At 73.3% G+C, this 16,903-nt stretch carries 18 protein-coding genes; 7 read left to right on the top strand and 11 right to left on the bottom strand.

What is annotated here, in order from left to right:
• Window positions 1-15: 15 nt before the first annotated feature.
• Window positions 16-1,230 carry an acetyl-CoA C-acetyltransferase gene (locus RM812_RS00675; protein ID WP_311570353.1) on the bottom strand — a complete coding sequence of 405 codons (1,215 nt, stop codon included), beginning with the start codon at window positions 1,228-1,230 and terminating at the stop codon, window positions 16-18.
• An 11-nt stretch (window positions 1,231-1,241) separates the two neighbouring features.
• A complete protein-coding gene (locus tag RM812_RS00670) occupies window positions 1,242-2,549 on the bottom strand; it encodes a CoA transferase (RefSeq protein WP_311570352.1) in 1,308 nt (435 codons plus the stop codon).
• A gap of 257 nt (window positions 2,550-2,806) precedes the next feature.
• On the opposite strand from RM812_RS00670, the gene RM812_RS00665 reads away from it, so the two are divergent.
• Complete coding sequence (locus RM812_RS00665; RefSeq protein WP_311570617.1) at window positions 2,807-3,985, top strand: saccharopine dehydrogenase family protein; 1,179 nt, start codon at window positions 2,807-2,809, stop codon at window positions 3,983-3,985.
• Between the two features lie 8 nt (window positions 3,986-3,993).
• On the opposite strand, the gene mmpA is transcribed toward RM812_RS00665, so the two are convergent.
• Window positions 3,994-4,143, bottom strand: coding sequence for a morphogenic membrane protein MmpA (mmpA, locus tag RM812_RS00660; protein WP_311570351.1), 150 nt, complete (start codon window positions 4,141-4,143; stop codon window positions 3,994-3,996).
• 167 nt (window positions 4,144-4,310) lie between these two features.
• Between mmpA and RM812_RS00655 the strand changes: the two genes are divergently transcribed.
• The gene (locus tag RM812_RS00655; protein WP_311570350.1) at window positions 4,311-4,505 is read left to right on the top strand and encodes a hypothetical protein; all 195 of its coding nucleotides are present in this window, start codon (window positions 4,311-4,313) and stop codon (window positions 4,503-4,505) included.
• On the opposite strand, the gene RM812_RS00650 is transcribed toward RM812_RS00655, so the two are convergent.
• Window positions 4,493-5,197, bottom strand: coding sequence for an endonuclease V (locus RM812_RS00650; RefSeq protein ID WP_311570349.1), 705 nt, complete (start codon window positions 5,195-5,197; stop codon window positions 4,493-4,495). The genes RM812_RS00655 and RM812_RS00650 overlap by 13 nt on opposite strands.
• Window positions 5,198-5,237: 40 nt before the next feature.
• Between RM812_RS00650 and RM812_RS00645 the strand changes: the two genes are divergently transcribed.
• Window positions 5,238-5,534 (top strand): YciI family protein, encoded by a 297-nt coding sequence (locus RM812_RS00645; protein ID WP_311570348.1) that lies wholly within the window; start codon window positions 5,238-5,240, stop codon window positions 5,532-5,534.
• Between the two features lie 9 nt (window positions 5,535-5,543).
• On the opposite strand, the gene RM812_RS00640 is transcribed toward RM812_RS00645, so the two are convergent.
• Entirely contained in the window at window positions 5,544-5,873 is a 330-nt protein-coding gene (locus RM812_RS00640; RefSeq protein ID WP_311570347.1) for a plasmid stabilization protein, read from the bottom strand.
• 72 nt (window positions 5,874-5,945) lie between these two features.
• Entirely contained in the window at window positions 5,946-6,974 is a 1,029-nt protein-coding gene (locus tag RM812_RS00635; protein WP_311570616.1) for a WD40/YVTN/BNR-like repeat-containing protein, read from the bottom strand.
• A 333-nt stretch (window positions 6,975-7,307) separates the two neighbouring features.
• Between RM812_RS00635 and RM812_RS00630 the strand changes: the two genes are divergently transcribed.
• Window positions 7,308-7,724 carry a spore wall synthesis regulator SsgD gene (locus RM812_RS00630; RefSeq protein WP_311570346.1) on the top strand — a complete coding sequence of 139 codons (417 nt, stop codon included), beginning with the start codon at window positions 7,308-7,310 and terminating at the stop codon, window positions 7,722-7,724.
• Between the two features lie 223 nt (window positions 7,725-7,947).
• On the opposite strand, the gene RM812_RS00625 is transcribed toward RM812_RS00630, so the two are convergent.
• Window positions 7,948-8,619, bottom strand: a complete 672-nt coding sequence (locus tag RM812_RS00625; RefSeq protein ID WP_311570345.1) for a GOLPH3/VPS74 family protein — start codon at window positions 8,617-8,619, stop codon at window positions 7,948-7,950.
• A 321-nt stretch (window positions 8,620-8,940) separates the two neighbouring features.
• Between RM812_RS00625 and RM812_RS00620 the strand changes: the two genes are divergently transcribed.
• Window positions 8,941-10,578 carry an ABC-F family ATP-binding cassette domain-containing protein gene (locus RM812_RS00620; protein WP_311570344.1) on the top strand — a complete coding sequence of 546 codons (1,638 nt, stop codon included), beginning with the start codon at window positions 8,941-8,943 and terminating at the stop codon, window positions 10,576-10,578.
• Window positions 10,579-10,668: 90 nt separating this feature from the next.
• Here the strand turns inward: RM812_RS00620 and RM812_RS00615 are convergent, their stop codons facing one another.
• Window positions 10,669-11,874, bottom strand: coding sequence for a cytochrome P450 (locus RM812_RS00615; protein WP_311570343.1), 1,206 nt, complete (start codon window positions 11,872-11,874; stop codon window positions 10,669-10,671).
• Window positions 11,874-12,872 (bottom strand): DUF1259 domain-containing protein, encoded by a 999-nt coding sequence (locus RM812_RS00610; RefSeq protein ID WP_311570342.1) that lies wholly within the window; start codon window positions 12,870-12,872, stop codon window positions 11,874-11,876. The genes RM812_RS00615 and RM812_RS00610 overlap by 1 nt, the downstream gene beginning before the upstream one ends.
• Before the next feature lie 397 nt (window positions 12,873-13,269).
• Here RM812_RS00610 and RM812_RS00605 point away from each other — a divergent pair, with 397 nt between their 5' ends.
• Complete coding sequence (locus tag RM812_RS00605) at window positions 13,270-14,244, top strand: acyl-ACP desaturase (RefSeq protein WP_311570341.1); 975 nt, start codon at window positions 13,270-13,272, stop codon at window positions 14,242-14,244.
• 66 nt (window positions 14,245-14,310) lie between these two features.
• On the opposite strand, the gene RM812_RS00600 is transcribed toward RM812_RS00605, so the two are convergent.
• On the bottom strand, window positions 14,311-14,556 hold the full coding sequence (locus RM812_RS00600; protein WP_311570340.1) for a WhiB family transcriptional regulator: 246 nt from the start codon (window positions 14,554-14,556) through the stop codon (window positions 14,311-14,313).
• A 189-nt stretch (window positions 14,557-14,745) separates the two neighbouring features.
• Between RM812_RS00600 and RM812_RS00595 the strand changes: the two genes are divergently transcribed.
• Window positions 14,746-15,534 carry a VOC family protein gene (locus RM812_RS00595; RefSeq protein ID WP_311570615.1) on the top strand — a complete coding sequence of 263 codons (789 nt, stop codon included), beginning with the start codon at window positions 14,746-14,748 and terminating at the stop codon, window positions 15,532-15,534.
• 192 nt (window positions 15,535-15,726) lie between these two features.
• On the opposite strand, the gene RM812_RS00590 is transcribed toward RM812_RS00595, so the two are convergent.
• Entirely contained in the window at window positions 15,727-16,776 is a 1,050-nt protein-coding gene (locus RM812_RS00590; RefSeq protein WP_311570339.1) for a LacI family DNA-binding transcriptional regulator, read from the bottom strand.
• Between the last annotated feature and the right edge of the window lie 127 nt (window positions 16,777-16,903).

Raw genomic sequence — 16,903 nt, 5'->3', positions numbered from 1 at the left:
GGTTCCGCCGGGGATTCAGATGCGCTCGACGACGGTGGCGATGCCCATGCCGCCGCCCACGCACAGGGTGGCGAGGCCGTAGCGCTTGTCCTGGCGCTCCAGTTCGTCGACGAGCGTGCCGAGGATCATCGCGCCGGTGGCGCCGAGCGGGTGGCCGAGGGCGATGGCGCCGCCGTTGACGTTGACCTTGTCCAGGGACAGGCCCATGTCCTTGGCGAAGCGCAGGACGACCGCGGCGAACGCCTCGTTGATCTCGACGAGGTCGATGTCGTCGATGGTCAGCCCGGCCTTGGCGAGGGCCTTGCGGGTGGCCGGGGCGGGGCCGGTGAGCATGATGGTGGGCTCGGAGCCGGAGACGGCGGCGGAGACGATCCGGGCGCGCGGCGTCATACCGTGGCGTTCGCCGACCTCCTTGGAGCCGATGGCGACCAGGGAGGCGCCGTCCACGATGCCGGAGGAGTTGCCCGCGTGGTGGACGTGGTCGATCTTCTCGACCCAGTGGTACTTCTGCAGCGCCACGGCGTCGAAGCCGCCGAGTTCGCCGATGTCGGCGAACGAGGGCTTGAGCTTCGCGAGGGAGTCGGCGGTGGTGCCGGGGCGCAGGTGCTCGTCGTGGTCGAGGACGGTGAGGCCGCCGCGGTCCCTGACCGGCACGACGGACCGCTCGAAGCGGTTCTCCTTCCAGGCGGTGGCCGCGCGCTCCTGGGAGAGGGCCGCGTACTCGTCGACGTCGCGGCGCGAGAAGCCCTCGATGGTGGCGATCAGGTCGGCGCCGATGCCCTGGGGGACGAAGTTGGTGGCGAGGTTGGTCATCGGGTCGTTGAACCAGGCGCCGCCGTCCGAGGCCATCGGCACCCGGGACATGGACTCGACGCCGCCCGCGAGGACCAGGTCCTCCCAGCCGGAGCGCACCTTGGCGGCGGCCAGGTTGACGGCCTCCAGACCGGAGGCGCAGAAGCGGTTCTCCTGGACGCCCGCCACGGTGTCCGGCAGTCCGGCGGCGATGGCGGCGATGCGGGCGATGTCGGAGCCCTGGTCGCCGACGGGGCCGACGACGCCGAGCACGATGTCGTCGACGGCGGCCGGGTCGAGTCCCGGGAAGCGGGCGCGGATCTCGTGGATGAGGCCGACGACCAGGTCGACGGGCTTCGTGCCGTGCAGGGCGCCGTTCGCCTTGCCGCGTCCGCGCGGGGTGCGGATCGCGTCGTACACGTACGCTTCGGTGGTCACTGGCAGGCCTTTCACTGAGGGTTGTCCACTGAGGGTTCGAGGGCGTCGGCCGGGGGGCCGGGGGCATCGGCCGGGAGGCCGGAGGCGTCGGCCGGGAGGCCGGAGGCGTCGGCCGGGAGGCCGGAGGCGTCGGCCGGGAGGCCGGAGGCGTCGGCCGGGAGGCCGGAGGCGTCGGCCGGGAGGCCGGAGGCGTCGGCCGGGAGGCCGGGCAGGTCCCAGTCGCGGGTCACGGCCTCCTGGTCGGCGCCCGGTCGGGCGGGTCCGGTGCGGACGGCGGTGGGTGTCGCGGAGAAACGGGGCGCGGGGGCCGGCTGGGTGATGCCGCCGTGGTCGGTGAAGGTGCCGCGGGCGGCGAGGTGCGGGTGGTGCGGGGCCTCGCGCAGCGACAGGACGGGCGCCACGCACGCGTCGGAGCCCTCGAAGGCGGCTGTCCACTCGTCCCGGGTGCGGGCCTTGAAGCGGGCGGCGATCGCCTCGCGCAGCTCGCCCCAGCGGGCCGGGTCGTCGCGGGCCGGTGCCTGGTCCGGGATGCCGAGGAGCTTCATGAACTCGGCGTAGAACTGCGGCTCCAGGGCGCCGACCGCCACGTACCGGCCGTCGGCGGTCTCGTAGGTGCCGTAGAAGGGGCAGCCGCCGTCGAGGAGGTTGGTGCCGCGCCGGTCCTGCCAGCCGCGGGCGGCGAGCATGCCGTGGATCATCGCGGAGAGGTGGGCGGCGCCGTCCACGATGGCGGCGTCCACGACCTGGCCGGTGCCGGTCGCACGCGCGTGGTGCAGGGCGGCGAGGATGCCGACGACCAGGTAGAGGGAGCCACCCGCGTAGTCGCCGAGCAGGTTGGCCGGGACGACCGGCGGTCCGTCGGGGGCGCCGATCATGCCGAGGGTTCCGGTGAGCGCGATGTACCCGATGTCGTGTCCGGCGCGCCGGGCGAGCGGGCCGTCCTGGCCCCACCCGGTCATGCGGCCGTAGACGAGGCGGGGGTTGCGGGCGTGGCAGGGCGCGGGGCCGACGCCGAGGCGCTCGGCGACGCCCGGGCGGTAGCCCTCGATCAGGACGTCGGCGCGGGCGGCGAGGTCCAGGACCCGGTCCGGTCCGTCGGGTGACTTGAGGTCGACGATCACCGAGCGCTTGTTGCGGTTGGTGACGTCGTGGGCGGGGTCGACCGCGAGACCGGGTCCGCCGGGGCGGTCGACCCGGACGACGTCGGCGCCCAGGTCGGCGAGGAGCATGGCCGCGAAGGGCCCGGGGCCGATGCCGGCCAGTTCGACCACGCGCACGCCGCTGAGCGGGCCGTCACCCGGCGTCTTCGCCTCTGTCATCGAGCCCCCAGCTCTGTGACACAACTGATGTAACACTCGTGATGCTAAGAACGTGTTCCACTGGGCACAAGACCCGGCGAGCAAGCGCTTGGCCAATCGGGCCGGGCTCGTCGTCGGGCTCGGCTCTCCTCACGCTAGCCTCAGCCACCGGCAACGGCGCGCGCTGTGGACCCACGGCCCGCCGACGGGTTCGCCGGCGGGGTGGCCGACGGGTTGTCAACGGATGACGAAGGGGTGTCATGAGCAGGCGGGATGTCATGAGCAGGCTAAACAGGTCGGACCGGCCGTACGACATCGTGCTCTTCGGGGCGACGGGCTTCGTCGGCGAGCTCACCGCCGAGTACCTCGCCGCGCACACGCCCGACGGGCTGCGCTGGGCGATCGCCGGCCGCGACGAGGAGAGGCTGCGGCGGCTGCGCGAGCGGCTGCCCGGCTCGGCGGACGTCGGCGTGCTGCGCGCGGACGTGTCCGATCCGGCCTCGCTGCGCGAACTCGCCGAGCGGGCGCATGTGGTGGCCACCACGGTGGGTCCGTACGTCCGGTACGGCGAGGACCTGGTCGCCGCCTGCGCGGACACCGGCACGGACTACCTCGACCTGACCGGTGAACCCGAGTTCGTGGACCTGATGTACGTGCGCCATGACGCACGGGCGCGGGAGACCGGTGCGCGGCTGGTGCACGCCTGCGGATTCGACTCCGTACCGCACGACCTGGGCGTGTACTTCACGGTGCGGCAACTGCCGGAGGGCGTGCCGCTGACCGTCGACGGCTTCGTGACGGCCGACGCGTCCTTCTCGGGCGGTACGTTCGCCTCCGCCCTGGGTCAGTTCGCGCGCGGCCGGCAGATGCGGGCGGCGGCGCGGGACCGGCGGCGCCACGAACCGCGGCTGGTGGGCCGCCGGGCGGTGACGCCGACGGGCGCCCCGCGGTTCGCCGGGGAGGTGGGAGCCTGGGCGCTGCCGCTGCCGACCATCGATGCGCGGATCGTGCGGCGCTCCGCCACGGCGCTGGAGCGCTACGGCCCCGACTTCCGCTACCGGCACTACGCGGCCGTCCGGCACCTGCCCGTCGCGGTGGGCGGGGTGGCGGCCGTGGGCGCGCTGGTGGCCGCGGCCCAGGTCCCACCGGTGCGGCGCCGGCTGTCCGCCCTGCTGGAGCCCGGCGCCGGGCCGAGCCCGCAGAAGCGTGCCGAGAGCTGGTTCCGGGTGCGCTTCGTGGGCGAGGGCGGCGGCCGCCGGGTGTTCACCGAGGTCGCGGGCGGTGATCCCGGGTACGACGAGACGGCGAAGATGTTCGCCGAGGCGGCGCTGTCCCTCGCCCTCGACGACCTGCCGCCCACCGCCGGTCAGGTCACGACGGCGGCGGCGATGGGCGACGCGCTGACCGAGCGCCTGCGGGCGGCCGGGATCCGCTTCCGGGTGGTCGCGACCCGCTGACGCGCCGGCTACCCGGACCAGGCGGCGATCGTGAAGGCCATGGCACCGATCCAGGCCAGTCCCACCACCCCGGCGAGCAGCAGCCCCGCCACCACGGCCCGCTCCACGGGCCGGACGGGCTGCTGGGCGGGGCGCTGGGGTGCACGGTGCGTCGTCATGCGGACCAGCCTGCCGCCGCGACGGCGGGGGCACATCCGTACGGATACTCAGACGCGCACCAGGGGCCCTCACCCGCGATTGGGGGGTTTCCCCGCCCCGGGAGGCCGCCGGCGGCGATCGAGCACGGCAAAGTGCCAACAAGGAGTTCAATGAAACCCTTGAAGGCATGAAGTTCCTTCTCGAAGTCACCATGGACGAGGGCGCGCTCGCCGAGGACCCCGTGGGCGAGCTCCAGCGGATCCTGCGGTACTGGGGCGGCAACCTGCGCCACTACGAGCTGCGCGCCGGCGACGCCTCGGCGATCCACGACTCGGCGTACCAGGAGGTGGGCCGCTGGAGCGTCGAGGGTCAGGCCGGGTAGGGGGTGGCCGCCCGCAGGGCCGCACGGCACAGGGCGTCGGCCCTGCGGGTCGTCTCCGGCAGGCGGTAGGCGGGAGCCAGCGCCAGGGTGTGCGCGCAGGCGTTGTCGAGGCTCACGCGATGGCCGACGGAGACGAAGACCGGCTTGACCGCGTCGCGCGTCCGGACGGCACGCCCGACCTCCTCGGCACCGGCGAGCAGCGGGGACATGCTGCCGCGCGGCGCGTCCGGGTCGTCGTACGTGAAGGTGAACGGGTTCTTGGCCACGCCGATCGTGGGCAGGCCGGTCAGCACGCCGAGGTGGCTCGCCAGGCCGAAGCGGCGCGGGTGGGCCAGGCCGTAGCCGTCGCAGACGACCAGGCCGGGCGGGCAGGGCAGCGCCTCCAGGGCGGCGAGGACGGTCGGGATCTCCCGGAAGGCGAGGAGGCCCGGCACGTAGGGGAAGGAGATCCGTCCGACGGCCCTCGCCTCGGCGACCACGGCGAGGGTCGAGGCGTCCAGCACGACGGCCGCCGCCGCGACGACGTCGCGTTCGTCGTCGTAGGCGACGTCCACTCCGGTCACCCGGCCCGTGCCGGGCGGCGGGCCGGGCTCGTCGAGCACCACCCGCGCCCGCAGTTCGTCCTGGACGGCGCGGGCCTGCTCCTCGGTCGCGGGCCAGCCTGCGGGGATCTGCACGGTCACGGTCGTCATGGTGGCCCCAGCCTAAGGGGTGCGGAGTACGCTCATGATCATGTTCATACTGGAGCTCTCCTACACCGCCCCGCTCGACGCCGTGGACGCCGTGCTGCCGGACCACGTGGTGTGGCTCGACGACCTCTACGCCCAGGGGGTGTTCCTGGCGTCCGGGCGCAAGGAACCCCGCGACGGCGGAGTGATCGTCGCCGTCGCGGAAGACCGTGCGCGGATCGAGGAGATCACCGCGGGCGACCCGTTCGTCAAGGCCGGTGTGTGCGCGTACCGCGTCACCGAGTTCATCGCCACGAAGACGGCACCGACCCTGGAGCCGTACCGGGAGACGCTCCCCTAGGAATACGGCTCACTTGCCCAGCGCGCGCTGGAGCTCACCCTTGTTCATGTGCGAACGGCCGTGGACGTCCCGGCGCTTGGCCTCCTGGTAGAGCTCGTCGTAGGTGGGCCCCTGCGAGCCCTGCCGCGATCCGGACCGCCGGCCGCCCCGCTCGCCGGGCGACTTGTCCTTCGTGGACGTACGGCCGGCGGTCTTCGACTCGCCGGACCGGGCGCGCTCCTTGTTCACCGTCCGCGCGGCGATCTCCTTGGCACGGCCGGTGCTCTCGCCACGGTCCTCGGCGCTGTCCTTGATGTGCTCGTACTGCCGCTCCCGTTTGGAGCTCGAACCGCGTGGCATGTCCGCTCACTTCCTCTCACGTACAGCGAACGGATACCCACGTTACGGACAAACACCCGGCCTCGCGCGACGTCAACGCTCGAGGCGGGCGACCCGCCCCCGCTCGCCGGCGGCCCAACAGCCCGGGCCCGGGGCGCAGTCCACGGTGTCGTACGACCCCGTGTCGACGGTGCGCCAGGTGTGGCCGCCGTCCGTGGTGAGGTCGGTGCCGGTGGGGCCGACCGCGAGAGCGGCGCCGCGGCTGTGCGGGAGCCAGGTGACGCCGGACCGGTAGGAGGACGGTGGGCGGTCCGCGGTCCGCCAGGTACGGCCGCCGTCGCCGGTGCGCGCCGCCGCCTTTGGGGAGGGCTGGTCGGGGCGGAAGTCGCCGCCGACCGCGAGGCCGTGGGCGCGGTCGCGGAAGGCGAGGGCGAAGACGCCCCGGGCCGGGTCGCCCGCCGGGACCGGGGCGTCGGAGGCCGACCAGGTGAGGCCCCGGTCGCCGGAGTGCAGCACGCGCGCGCGTTCCGCGCCGCCGGTGGCCAGCCAGACGTCCCCGGGTCCGGACGCGACCAGGCACTGGCCGCCGGCGGCGAACCCGGCCTCGCCCTCCAGCGCGGCCGGCATGCCCCTGCTCGGCAGCACCTTCCAGGAGCGCCCGCCGTCGCTGGTGGACAGGATGCGGAACTTCCCGTCCACCGGGTCGCTCATGGCGAGTCCGTGACGGCGGTCGAAGAAGGTGAGGCAGTCGTAGAACGCCCGCGCGTCGGTGTTGCGGAAGGACTCGGTCCAGGTCGCCCCGCCGTCGTCGGTGCGGTACACGCGGGACGCCTCGCCCTCACCGATGGCCAGCACCACGGCCCGGCGGGCGTCGAAGGCCTCGATGTCCCGGAACTGCAGCTCCTCGGCGCCCGGCGGTGACACGTCCCGCCAGGTGGCGCCGCCGTCGGCCGTGCGCAGGACGGTGCCCCGCGTGCCCGCCACCCAGGCGGTGTGCCGGCTGACGGCCGCGAGCCCCCGGAACCGGACGTCGGACACCCCGGTGTCCTTCACGTCCCAGTGCGGCTGCTGGTGCGCCCGAGCCGGTACGGCCGTCAGCGCGGCCAGCGCCGCCGCGCACACCGCGCCCGCAGTCACCGCCCGTGTCGTACGCCCGCCGCGGGTTCGGGCGGACCGTGCCGTGCCTCGCGTGTTCCCCAAGCGCCTCATGGCGGGCGAAGCCAGCCCACCGCCCCGACGCCGTCCAGAGGACCGGGGACGGCACGCGCGCGTGGCGTGCGAGCCGCAAGTGCCCATCGGTGCCCGCGAGAAGAGCCGTGCCACTCCCGGGCATGAAGGCGGTGACAGAGGTCACTCGGTCGTCGTGTGCACGGATCGGCTGATTCCGTCGTCTCTTCCAGTGCCCGGCCCGCACCGCCCCGAAAGCCCGTCCAGCCGTCACGAGGGAGCAAGGCGTTGTCCACCGTCATCGAGCAGCCCGTCGAGGCGCGCCTCGTCGCCGCCGCGCCGCGCATGCCGAGCATTCCCGCCACGCTGCACTACGACCGGAGCGACCCGTTCGCCGTCCGCATGACCTTCCCGGCCCCGGCCACCCTCGAGGGCGTGGAGGTCTGCTGGACCTTCTCCCGCGAGCTGCTCATCGCGGGGATGCGGGAGCCGGACGGCCACGGCGACGTGCGGGTGCGCCCGTACGGGTACGACCGCACCGTCCTGGAGTTCCACGCGCCCGAGGGTACCGCCGTGATCCACGTGCGCTCGGGCGAGCTGCGCCGGTTCCTCCAGGCCAGCAGCGAGCTGGTGCCCGTCGGCCTGGAGCACCTCCAGCTGGACCTGGACCACGACCTCGCGGAGCTGATGCGCGGGACGTTCTGACGCCGGCCACGGCGGCCGGCGCCGGAACACCGCGGTCCGGGCGGTCGCCGTCGGCCGCGCCCAGCGCCGCGCCGCGGGCCGGGCGCCGGCACCCGGCCCGTCGAGGAGGCGGGCGCCGCCGGGCCGCGACCACCGGCCTGGCGGCTGCGGCTCGCCCGACCCGGCCGCGGCGGGCCCCGTGCCGGCCCCGACGCGGCAGGGATGTGGACCCGACCGGTCCGTCTCAGCCGCCCGCCGACGCCACGGCACGCGCGGTCTCCGCGCTCACCGTGCCCCACACCTCGCCCACGATCCTCCGCAGCCCGGGTGCCGCCGCCCCGCCGCGCTCGGTCAGCTCCGCGACCCGGCCTTCCCGGCGCGCACCGGTTCCGGGCGGGCCGAGGGCGCGCAGTCCCGCCGCGGCCGCCAGCGCGGCCACGGCCGCGTCCCGCTCGGAGACCTCCCCGACCGGTACCGGGCCCTGAAGGACGTACCGCGTCTCCTCCCGGAGCGCCTGCGCCACGGCGACCCGCGCCAGGACGTACTCCACGGACGGGAACACGCCGAGGACGCGCTTCTTCTCCGCGCGCAGGTACCCCTCGGCCACCAACTGCTCCCGGACCGCGTCGTAGGTGACCCGCGCGTGCAGCCGCACCCACGTCCGCCAGCGGTGCGGCAGCGACTCGCGAACGAGGTCCAGCAGCCCGTCGAGGACGGCGTCCCCGGTGCGGGAGTCCAGGTCGACGGGGGTGGCGATGCCCTCGTCGTCGGTGAGCAGGCCGCGCCGGGCCAGTTCGGTGAGCGCCCCGGCGCGCACCAGGTGCTGGATCCGGGCGGTGGCGGTGGCGCCGGGCCGGGCGGGGTCCCAGGCCAGCAGGCAGAGCCGGGCGGGCGGTGAGAGCGGGCCGTTGGACACGGGGCCTCCTTGGGGCCGTGAGACCGGGCCGGATAAAACGTTGACAGCCCACCCGGCCCCTCCTACGCTTTTCAGCGCTTCTGTTGCCGCCGATTGGAGAAGGACGTTGCTCGTCTGAGGTCCTGAGACACCGCGTCACACACGTCACGTGTGTGCGCGAGCGTGCGACCTCGGCGTTCGAGCCGTCCTTGCGGAGCAGGGCTTTTCTCATGCCCGAGTCCTCCCTCGGCTCCTCCTTCCTCGCCCGACGGCGGTCGCCGCCTCCCGGTGTCTCGATACGCGTTTGCCCCTGACCGCTTCGAGCAACCGCGGAGACCCCGTATGTCCACTTCCCCCACCTGTTCCCTCACCTGTACGTCCCTGGCCTTCGCCTGGCCCGACGGCACCCCCGTCTTCGAGGGACTCGACGCCGCCTTCGGTCCCGGCAGGACCGGGCTCGTCGGCGTCAACGGATCGGGAAAGTCCACCCTGTTGAAACTGATCGCCGGGCAGCTCACCCCGTCCGACGGCACCGTCCGCGTGGCCGGCGAGGTCGGTCACCTCCCGCAGAACGTCACGCTCGACACCGCGCTGCGCGTCGACGAGGCGCTCGGCATCGCCGCTCGGCGGGCCGCGCTGCACGCCATCGAGGCGGGCGACGTGGCCGAGGAGCACTTCGAGACCGTCGGCGACGACTGGGACGTCGAGGAGCGCGCCCTCGCCACGCTCGGCGAACTCGGCCTCGGCCACGTCGGGCTCGACCGCACCGTCGGCGAGCTCTCGGGCGGCGAGTCGGTGCTCCTGCGCCTGGCCGCGCTGCTGCTGCGCCGGCCCGACATCCTGCTGCTGGACGAGCCCACCAACAACCTCGACCTGTACGCGCGCAGGCGGCTGTACGCGGCCGTCGCCTCCTGGCCGGGGGTGATGGTCGTGGTCAGCCACGACCGCGAACTGCTGGACCTGGTCGACCAGATCGCCGACCTGCGTTCCGGCGAGATCACCTGGTACGGCGGGAACTTCTCGGCGTACGAGGAGGCCCTGGCCGTCGAGCAGGAGGCGGCCGAGCGGATGGTGCGCGTCGCCGAGTCCGACCTGCGCAAGCAGAAGCGCGAACTGGCCGACGCGCAGGTCAAACTGGCCCGGCGCAAGCGGTACGGCCAGAAGATGTACGAGCAGAAGCGCGAGCCGAAGATCGTCATGCAGGCGCGCAAGCGGGCGGCGCAGGAGTCCGCGGGCAAGCACCGCCTCATGCACGAGGAGAAGCTCGCGGAGGCCAGGGAGCGGCTGGACGACGCGGTGGAGGCCGTGCGGGACGACGACGAGATCCGCGTCGACCTGCCGTACACGGCGGTGCCGCCGGGCCGGTCCGTGCTCACGCTGCGCGACCTGGAGCTGGTGTACGGCGCGCGCGTCGAGCGGGGTTTCGATCTGCACGGCCCCGAGCGGATCGCGCTGATCGGGCGCAACGGCGCGGGCAAGAGCACGTTGCTGCGCACCGTCGCCGGGGAGCTGGAGCCGGTGGCGGGCGAGGCGACGGCGCACGTCCCGCTGCGGTTCCTGCCGCAGCGCCTGGACGTCCTCGACGGCCAACTCAGCGTCGCCGAGAACGTGGCCCGGTTCGCGCCGGGCGCCACCGACAACCGGATCCGGGCGCGGCTGGCGCGCTTCCTGTTCCGGGGCGCCCGTGCCGACCAGAAGGCGGCGACCCTGTCCGGCGGCGAACGCTTCCGGGCGACGCTGGCCGCGCTGATGCTGGCCGAGCCCGCCCCGCAGTTGCTGATGCTGGACGAGCCGACGAACAACCTGGACATGGCGAGCGTGCGGCAGCTCACCACCGCCCTGGGGTCGTACGAGGGGGCGCTGATCGTGGCCAGCCACGACCTGCCGTTCCTGGAGTCGATCGGCATCACCCGCTGGCTGCTGCTGGAGGAGGGGGAGCTGAAGGAGACCACGCCAAAAGCCGTCGGGCATCTCGCCTAGACGCGGCCGGCAGCGGTGGGACAGGGGGTGCGGGAGAGGTCCGGAAGGTCCCTCACCGCACCCGCTGCTCCCCATGGCCGGGCACGCTCCCTACCAGGCCACCGGCAGCTCCAGTGGGAACCGCCTGATCGTCTCGGTGTCCCACCGCACCTCCTCGGGCGGCACCGCGAGCCGCAGCCCGGGGAAGCGCTCGATGAGCCGTCCGACGGCCACTTCGAGCTCCGCCATGGCCAGCGGCATCGCGATGCACCGGTGGCCGCCCCACCCGAACGTCATGTGGGGGGAGCTGGGCCGGTCGGGGTCGATGACGTCCGGATCCGGGAAGCGTTCCGGATCACGGTTGGCCGTCAGGTACGACACGTGGACGAATTCACCCGCCCGGATCCGCACACCGTCCAGTTCCACGTCCTCGAGAGCCACCCGGGGGATGCCGACCCCTTTGCGGAACGGGATGTAGCGGAGCATCTCGTGCAGGACGTCGGTCAGGGTCTCGGGCCGGCGCCGGAGGTGCTCCATCAGCGCGGGACGGGTCAGGAGCAGGTACACGATGTTGCTGATCTCGCAGGTCGCCGTGTCCTGGCCGCTGAGCGCCAGCATGAGCGCCATGACGGCCAGTTCCCTGTCGTCGAGCTGCTCGCGGCCGTCCCGTGCCGCGGCCATCGCGCTGATGAGGTCCGTGCCGGGTGAGTTCCGGCGCTGTTCGACGAGTTTTCCGAAGTAGGCCGTGAGGTCGGCCTTGGCCTCCGCGGCCGCCTCCTTGGTGTCCGGACCGACCTCGAGCAGTTGGTGCACGGACTCCTCGATGCGGGGCCATTCCGGCCGCTCGATGCCGAGGAGGTCCATGATGGTGTGCTGGGGAAGCGGGTCGGAGAGGTGCCGGACCAGGTCCGCCGGCGACCCGCCCTCCTCCATCTCGTCCAGCAGGAGATCCGCGAGGCGGACGATCCGGTGCCGCATGGCCTCGACGTGCGGCTGGGTGAAGGCCTGCGAGGCAAGGTGGCGGACGCGGCTGCTCTGCGGCGGATCCATCACGTTGATCGACTCGGGGGAGACGATGGGCTCCGGCGTCATCCGCGGGTAGTCCGTGCCGATGATGCCCGCCCGGCTGAGCCGGTGGTCGGTGGTGACCTGCTTGACGGCCTCGAACCCGGTGACCAGCCAGGCGTCGGCGTCACCGTAGCTGAGCCTGACGCGGGTGGGGGAACCGCGGTGCATCAGGTCGGCCAGGGCGGGGTCGAAGTCCAGGACCTCGCTGAAGTCGAACGGGCAGGTGATCGCTTCGTTGTCGTCGGCCATCAGATCACTCCTCCGTGCATGGGTACGACGTTGGTGGTGTCCACGGCCGGCCGAAGGCCCCTGGCGAGGCTCAGGGCGTCGCCGACGGCCCAGTAGTGGACGAAGAACAGGCGCGGCTCGTCGGTCAGGTTGTGGTGATGCAGCTCGACGAGTTCGATCCCACCGCGTCGCAGGGCCGTCAGGGCGGGCTGGACCTCGTGGGCGACCACCGCCAGGTCGCCGCTGAGCGCGGCCCGTCCACCGCCGAGCGGCTGGAAGCCGACGGCACTGGTGGCGCCCAGTCCCGGAGGCAGCGTCATCCGGCCGTCGACGATGGTCTCGCGACGGACATACGTGCATCTGTAGATGCTGTCGTCGGCGTAGCCCTTGACGCCCAGCGCGGTGTCGATCGCGGCGATGTCCAGGTCCTCGGGCGGTGAGACGGCCAGGGGCCGGTCGAGCGGGGTGCCGGTGCGCTCGAGCGCGGCGCGCAGGCCGCGGGCGACGGCGACCGGGTCGTGGCCGTGGGCGTGCACATGGACCCACCAGACGGCCGGCTCGTGGGCGAGCAGGTGCTTGTGGATGGCGGTCGGTTCGATCCCGTACCGGAGCAGGACGTCGATGAAACTCTGCAGTTCGCGTTCGGTGACGACGGTGTCACCCATCAGAAAGGTGCTGTGGTCGGCGTACCGGACGAAGGACACATGCGTGCCCAGTGCGAGGGCGGGGTCGACCCGGATGCCACGGGAGAAGACGGTGAGGTCCCAGCGTGGAAAGCCCGTGTGGTACATGAACCGCCTCATGTCACCGGTCCGCCCGAGGGCCTTGCCCACGTCCGCCCAGTCGGCCGGTTCGGTCATCACGGGCTCGACCGGCGCGCCGTCCCCCGGTCCTGCGGGCAGGGCGCCGGCGCGGGTGGGCAGCCCGGCGAGTACGGGCGCCAGGGCCGCCGCGGCCAGTACACGGCGCCGGGACCCGGAGGGCCCGAAGCGGGTGCTCTGCTGTCGGTCGTCAGCCATGTCGTATGCCTCCTGGCGCGATGGAAGCACGATCGACCGCACGGACCGGTGACCCGCACCGCCACGCCAGCCAGGTGGGCTAAGAGTCGGGAAGTGCCACGGCCCGCCGAGGGGGGTTCGTGCGCGCGGGCCGACGCCGCGTCAAGCCTGTGTGACGTGCCTCTCGGTCCTGGTGCGGAAGTTGCACCCCTGAGCGGGGGCGGATGTCATCCGTTCGGCCCAGGACCTGCGCGTCCGGAGGCCTTCCTGGCCCTGGTGGACGGTGACTGATCAGCGGCCTTTACAGTGCGTTTAACCTACGCCCTCGTAACCTACGGTTTCGTAGCCTACGATCCCGTAGGTTGCCGGCACCGCTCGCCGGCCGCTCCTTTCTGTCGCACGTCCCCTGGAGTTATTCGTGACGATCGTCTCCCCGTCCCTCGGCAGTTCCACCGACTGGACCGACGCCCGGCTGCTGTTCGCGCTGGAAGAGGTCGTCGAGAGGGAGCTGAACCGGCATCTGCAGGTCGCCAAGGACTGGATGCCGCACGAGTACGTGCCGTGGAGCGACGGCCGCAACTTCCCGGGCCTGTTCGAGGACGGCGAGGCCTGGGAGAAGGACCAGTCCAAGGTCACCGAGATCGGCCGGATCGCGCTGGTGGTGAACCTCCTGACGGAGGACAACCTCCCCAGCTACCACCACGAGATCGCGAGCCTCTTCGGCCGCGACGGCGCCTGGGGCACCTGGGTGCACCGCTGGACCGCCGAGGAGGGCCGCCACGGCATCGTGATGCGCGACTACCTGCTCGCCTCGCGCGCGGTCGACCCGGACAAGCTGGAGCAGTTCCGCATGGCCCACATGAGCGAGGGCTTCGAGTCGGACAACCGGCACTCGATGCTGCACTCGGTGGCCTACGTCGCCTTCCAGGAGCTGGCCACCCGCATCTCGCACCGCAACACGGGCCACCAGTCCGGCGACCCGGTCTGCGACCGCATGCTGTCCCGTATCGCGACCGACGAGAACCTGCACATGGTCTTCTACCGGAACCTGCTCAAGGCGGCCTTCGAGCTCGCGCCCGACCTGACGATGCAGGCGGTGCGGGACGTGGTCGTGAACTTCCGGATGCCCGGTCACGGCATCCCGGGCTTCGAGCGGGCCGCCGCGCAGATGGCGATCGGCGAGGTCTACAACCTGCGCATCCACCACGACGACGTGATCCAGCCGGTGCTGCGCTTCCTGAAGATCATGGAGATCGACGGCCTGGGTCCCGAGGGGCAGCAGGCCCAGGAGGAACTGGGGCTGTACATGGGCGGGCTGGACGCCGAGGCCGCCAAGTTCGACGAGAAGCTCGCGACGCGCAAGGCGCGGATGGCGGCCCGGGCAGCAGGCTGACCGCATCCGAGCCACCCGTGCCGGCCACCGGCGCGGGTGGCTCGGGCGGCGCGGAACGGGCCCGGATCAGTGCCGGGCGCGCCGCAGCGCCAGCCGCTCCTTCTCCGACAGTCCGCCCCAGACGCCGAAGCGCTCGTCGTTGCTGAGCGCGTACTCCAGGCAGGTCGAACGGATCGGGCACAGGGCGCAAATCCGCTTCGCGTCCCGTACGGAGCTCCCGGGCTCGGGGAAGAAGAAGTCGGCCCCGGTCTGTGCGCACAAGGCCTCCTGCTGCCAGGCGAGGTCGGGCATCGCGATCGTTTCGATGTGCATGGCAGGAGCGTGCCCGGCGGTGAAAAACGTTCGATCAACGCGGGATCAACGCCGCCCGGCGACGCCTGGGGACGCCCCGATGCTCCCCCGCCCCGCACGGGCGCGCACGGCGGCGCGCGGAAGCGATGGTCGGTCGTCGGTGGAAGACTCGGCCGTGCAGGCAACGGGACCCTTCCGAGGAGGGCGATGATGCTCACCACCCGTTTCGTCACCGGCGCCCCGAACTGGATCGACGTCGGCACGTCCGACGTCGACGGCGCCACGACCTTCTACGGTGCGCTCTTCGGCTGGCGGTTCCGGTCGGCGGGACCCGAGGCCGGGGGCTACGGCTTCTTCGAGCTGGACGGCCGGATCGCGGCCGGCGGCATGCGGACCACGCCGGAGCAGGGACCGCCGTCGTGGACGGTGTACTTCCAGGTCCCGGACGCGGAGTCCGCCGCCGAGGCCTCCGTTCGGGCCCACGGCGGTGTGCTCGTGCGGCCGACGGACGTGATGGGCCAGGGCACCATGGCGGTCCTCGCCGACCGGGCCGGGGTGCCGTTCGGCGTCTGGCAGCCCGGGCGGCTGGGCGGCCTGGGCGTGGCCGGCGAGACCGGTTCGCTGTGCTGGGTCGAGCTGTACACGGCGGACGTCGCGGCCGCCGCCGCGTACTACCACGCGGTGCTGGGGCTGGAGACGTCCGCCGTCCCCTTCCCCGGCGACGGAACGTACACGTGCGTCAACCCGGCCGGGGAGGGCGAGGAGAGCATGTTCGGCGGCGTCGTCCCGCTCGCCGACCACCCGGTGGAGACGGACGCCCACTGGCAGCCGTACTTCGCGGTCGACGACACGGACGCCGTGATCGCCCGGACGGAGGAACTGGGCGGCACGGTACGGATGCCCGCGACGGACGTCGAGGGCGTCGGCCGCCTCGCCCGGCTCGCCGACCCGTACGGCGCCCGGTTCGCGGTACTCAGGCCGATGCCCCGGGAGGCCTAGGCCAGGGCCCGCCCGGCGGATCACGTCGCAGCGGACCGCAGGAGAGGGACGGTGCGGGCTCGGGGCGGGCGTGCGGACGGTGCCCGCGCCCTCCAGGCGGTGGGGCCGGGTGCGCGGCGGAGCCCGCGTCCGCGGCGTGATCCGCCGGACGGACCCCGACGACGCGCCCGGTCGTGGTCCTTGGGCTCCACATCACGCGCTCGCGCGGCGGATCAGGGTCGTCGGCAGGACGACACCGGACGGCGTGTCCGGCGCGGTCGCCGTGGACTCCTCCGCGCCGGCGCCGCGGTCCGGGCCGCGCAGCAGCAGACGGGCCATCAGCCGGCCCATCCCCTCGATGTCCTGGCGGACCGTGGTCAGCGGCGGGTCGGTCTGCTCGGCGACGGGCAGCATGTCGTCGAAGCCGACCACGGCCACGTCGTCCGGCACCCGCCGCCCCCTTTCCCGCAGCACCCGCAGCGCGCCCGCCGCGGTGAGGTCGTTGGCCGCGAACACGGCGTCCAGGTCCGGGCACCGCGCCAGCAGCTCCCGCATCGCCCGCTCCCCGCCGCCGGAGGTGAAGTCGCCGCGCGCGACCAGACCCGGATCGGCGCCGGCCCGGACGTCGCGGAAGCCGGCGAGGCGGTCGGCCGCGGAGGTCTGGTCGAGCGGTCCGGTGATGTGCGCGATGCGGGTGCGGCCGAGCCCGGCCAGGTGGCGCACGGCGTCGCGGGCGCCGCCGCGGTTGTCGCTGTCCACGTAGACCACGTCGTCCCGGCCGTCGTCCCAGCCGGGGCGCCCGCCGAACACGGTCGGCACACCGGCGTCGCGGACGAGGCCCGGCAGCGGGTCGTCGAGGTGCAGGGAGAAGACGAGCGCGCCGTCGACGTGGCCGCCGGCCAGATAGCGGCCGACGCGGGCGTGGTCCTCGCGGCCCTCGGTGAGCAGCAGCACGAGCTGGTTGTCGTGGGCCGTCAGTTCCTTGCTGATGCCGCGGAGTTGCTGGGCGAAGTAGGGGTCGGCGAAGACCCGGGTCTCCGGTTCGGCGGCGACGACGGCGACGGCGTCGTGGCGTCGGGTCACGAGACTGCGGGCGGCCTGGTTGGGCACGTAACCGAGCTCCTCCACCGCGCGCCGGACCCGCTCGGCCAACGCGGCCCGCACCCCGTGCGCCCCGTTGACCACCCGGGACACGGTGGCCCGCGAGACCCCGGCCCGCTCGGCCACGGCCTCCAGCGTGGGACGTGACGCGGTCGCGCTCACTTCGGGACTCCTCGTCGGCGGCTGCGGCTCAGGATAGCGGCAGGCCGCCGGGCGGGAGAGAGCGCTCCCGGCGCGGGAAAACGGCTTGTACCGGGGGGCGGGCGGCGTCACCATCACTTCATGTTCA

It is taken from the genome of Streptomyces lancefieldiae, from assembly GCF_031845825.1.
In the GTDB taxonomy this organism is placed as follows: Bacteria; Actinomycetota; Actinomycetes; order Streptomycetales; family Streptomycetaceae; genus Streptomyces; species Streptomyces lancefieldiae.
This window is presented reverse-complemented; position numbering and strand designations above follow the sequence as displayed.

Excerpts from the sequence above, each read along its gene's own strand:
- RM812_RS00670 (WP_311570352.1), bottom strand. The coding sequence starts at position 2,549 with ATGACAGAGGCGAAGACGCCGGGTGACGGCCCGCTCAGCGGCGTGCGC.
- RM812_RS00665 (WP_311570617.1), top strand. The coding sequence starts at position 2,807 with ATGAGCAGGCTAAACAGGTCGGACCGGCCGTACGACATCGTGCTCTTC.
- mmpA (WP_311570351.1), bottom strand. The coding sequence starts at position 4,143 with ATGACGACGCACCGTGCACCCCAGCGCCCCGCCCAGCAGCCCGTCCGG.
- RM812_RS00655 (WP_311570350.1), top strand. The coding sequence starts at position 4,311 with ATGAAGTTCCTTCTCGAAGTCACCATGGACGAGGGCGCGCTCGCCGAG.
- RM812_RS00650 (WP_311570349.1), bottom strand. The coding sequence starts at position 5,197 with ATGACGACCGTGACCGTGCAGATCCCCGCAGGCTGGCCCGCGACCGAG.
- RM812_RS00645 (WP_311570348.1), top strand. The coding sequence starts at position 5,238 with ATGTTCATACTGGAGCTCTCCTACACCGCCCCGCTCGACGCCGTGGAC.
- RM812_RS00640 (WP_311570347.1), bottom strand. The coding sequence starts at position 5,873 with ATGCCACGCGGTTCGAGCTCCAAACGGGAGCGGCAGTACGAGCACATC.
- RM812_RS00620 (WP_311570344.1), top strand. The coding sequence starts at position 8,941 with ATGTCCACTTCCCCCACCTGTTCCCTCACCTGTACGTCCCTGGCCTTC.
- RM812_RS00615 (WP_311570343.1), bottom strand. The coding sequence starts at position 11,874 with ATGGCCGACGACAACGAAGCGATCACCTGCCCGTTCGACTTCAGCGAG.
- RM812_RS00610 (WP_311570342.1), bottom strand. The coding sequence starts at position 12,872 with ATGGCTGACGACCGACAGCAGAGCACCCGCTTCGGGCCCTCCGGGTCC.
- RM812_RS00600 (WP_311570340.1), bottom strand. The coding sequence starts at position 14,556 with ATGCACATCGAAACGATCGCGATGCCCGACCTCGCCTGGCAGCAGGAG.
- RM812_RS00595 (WP_311570615.1), top strand. The coding sequence starts at position 14,746 with ATGCTCACCACCCGTTTCGTCACCGGCGCCCCGAACTGGATCGACGTC.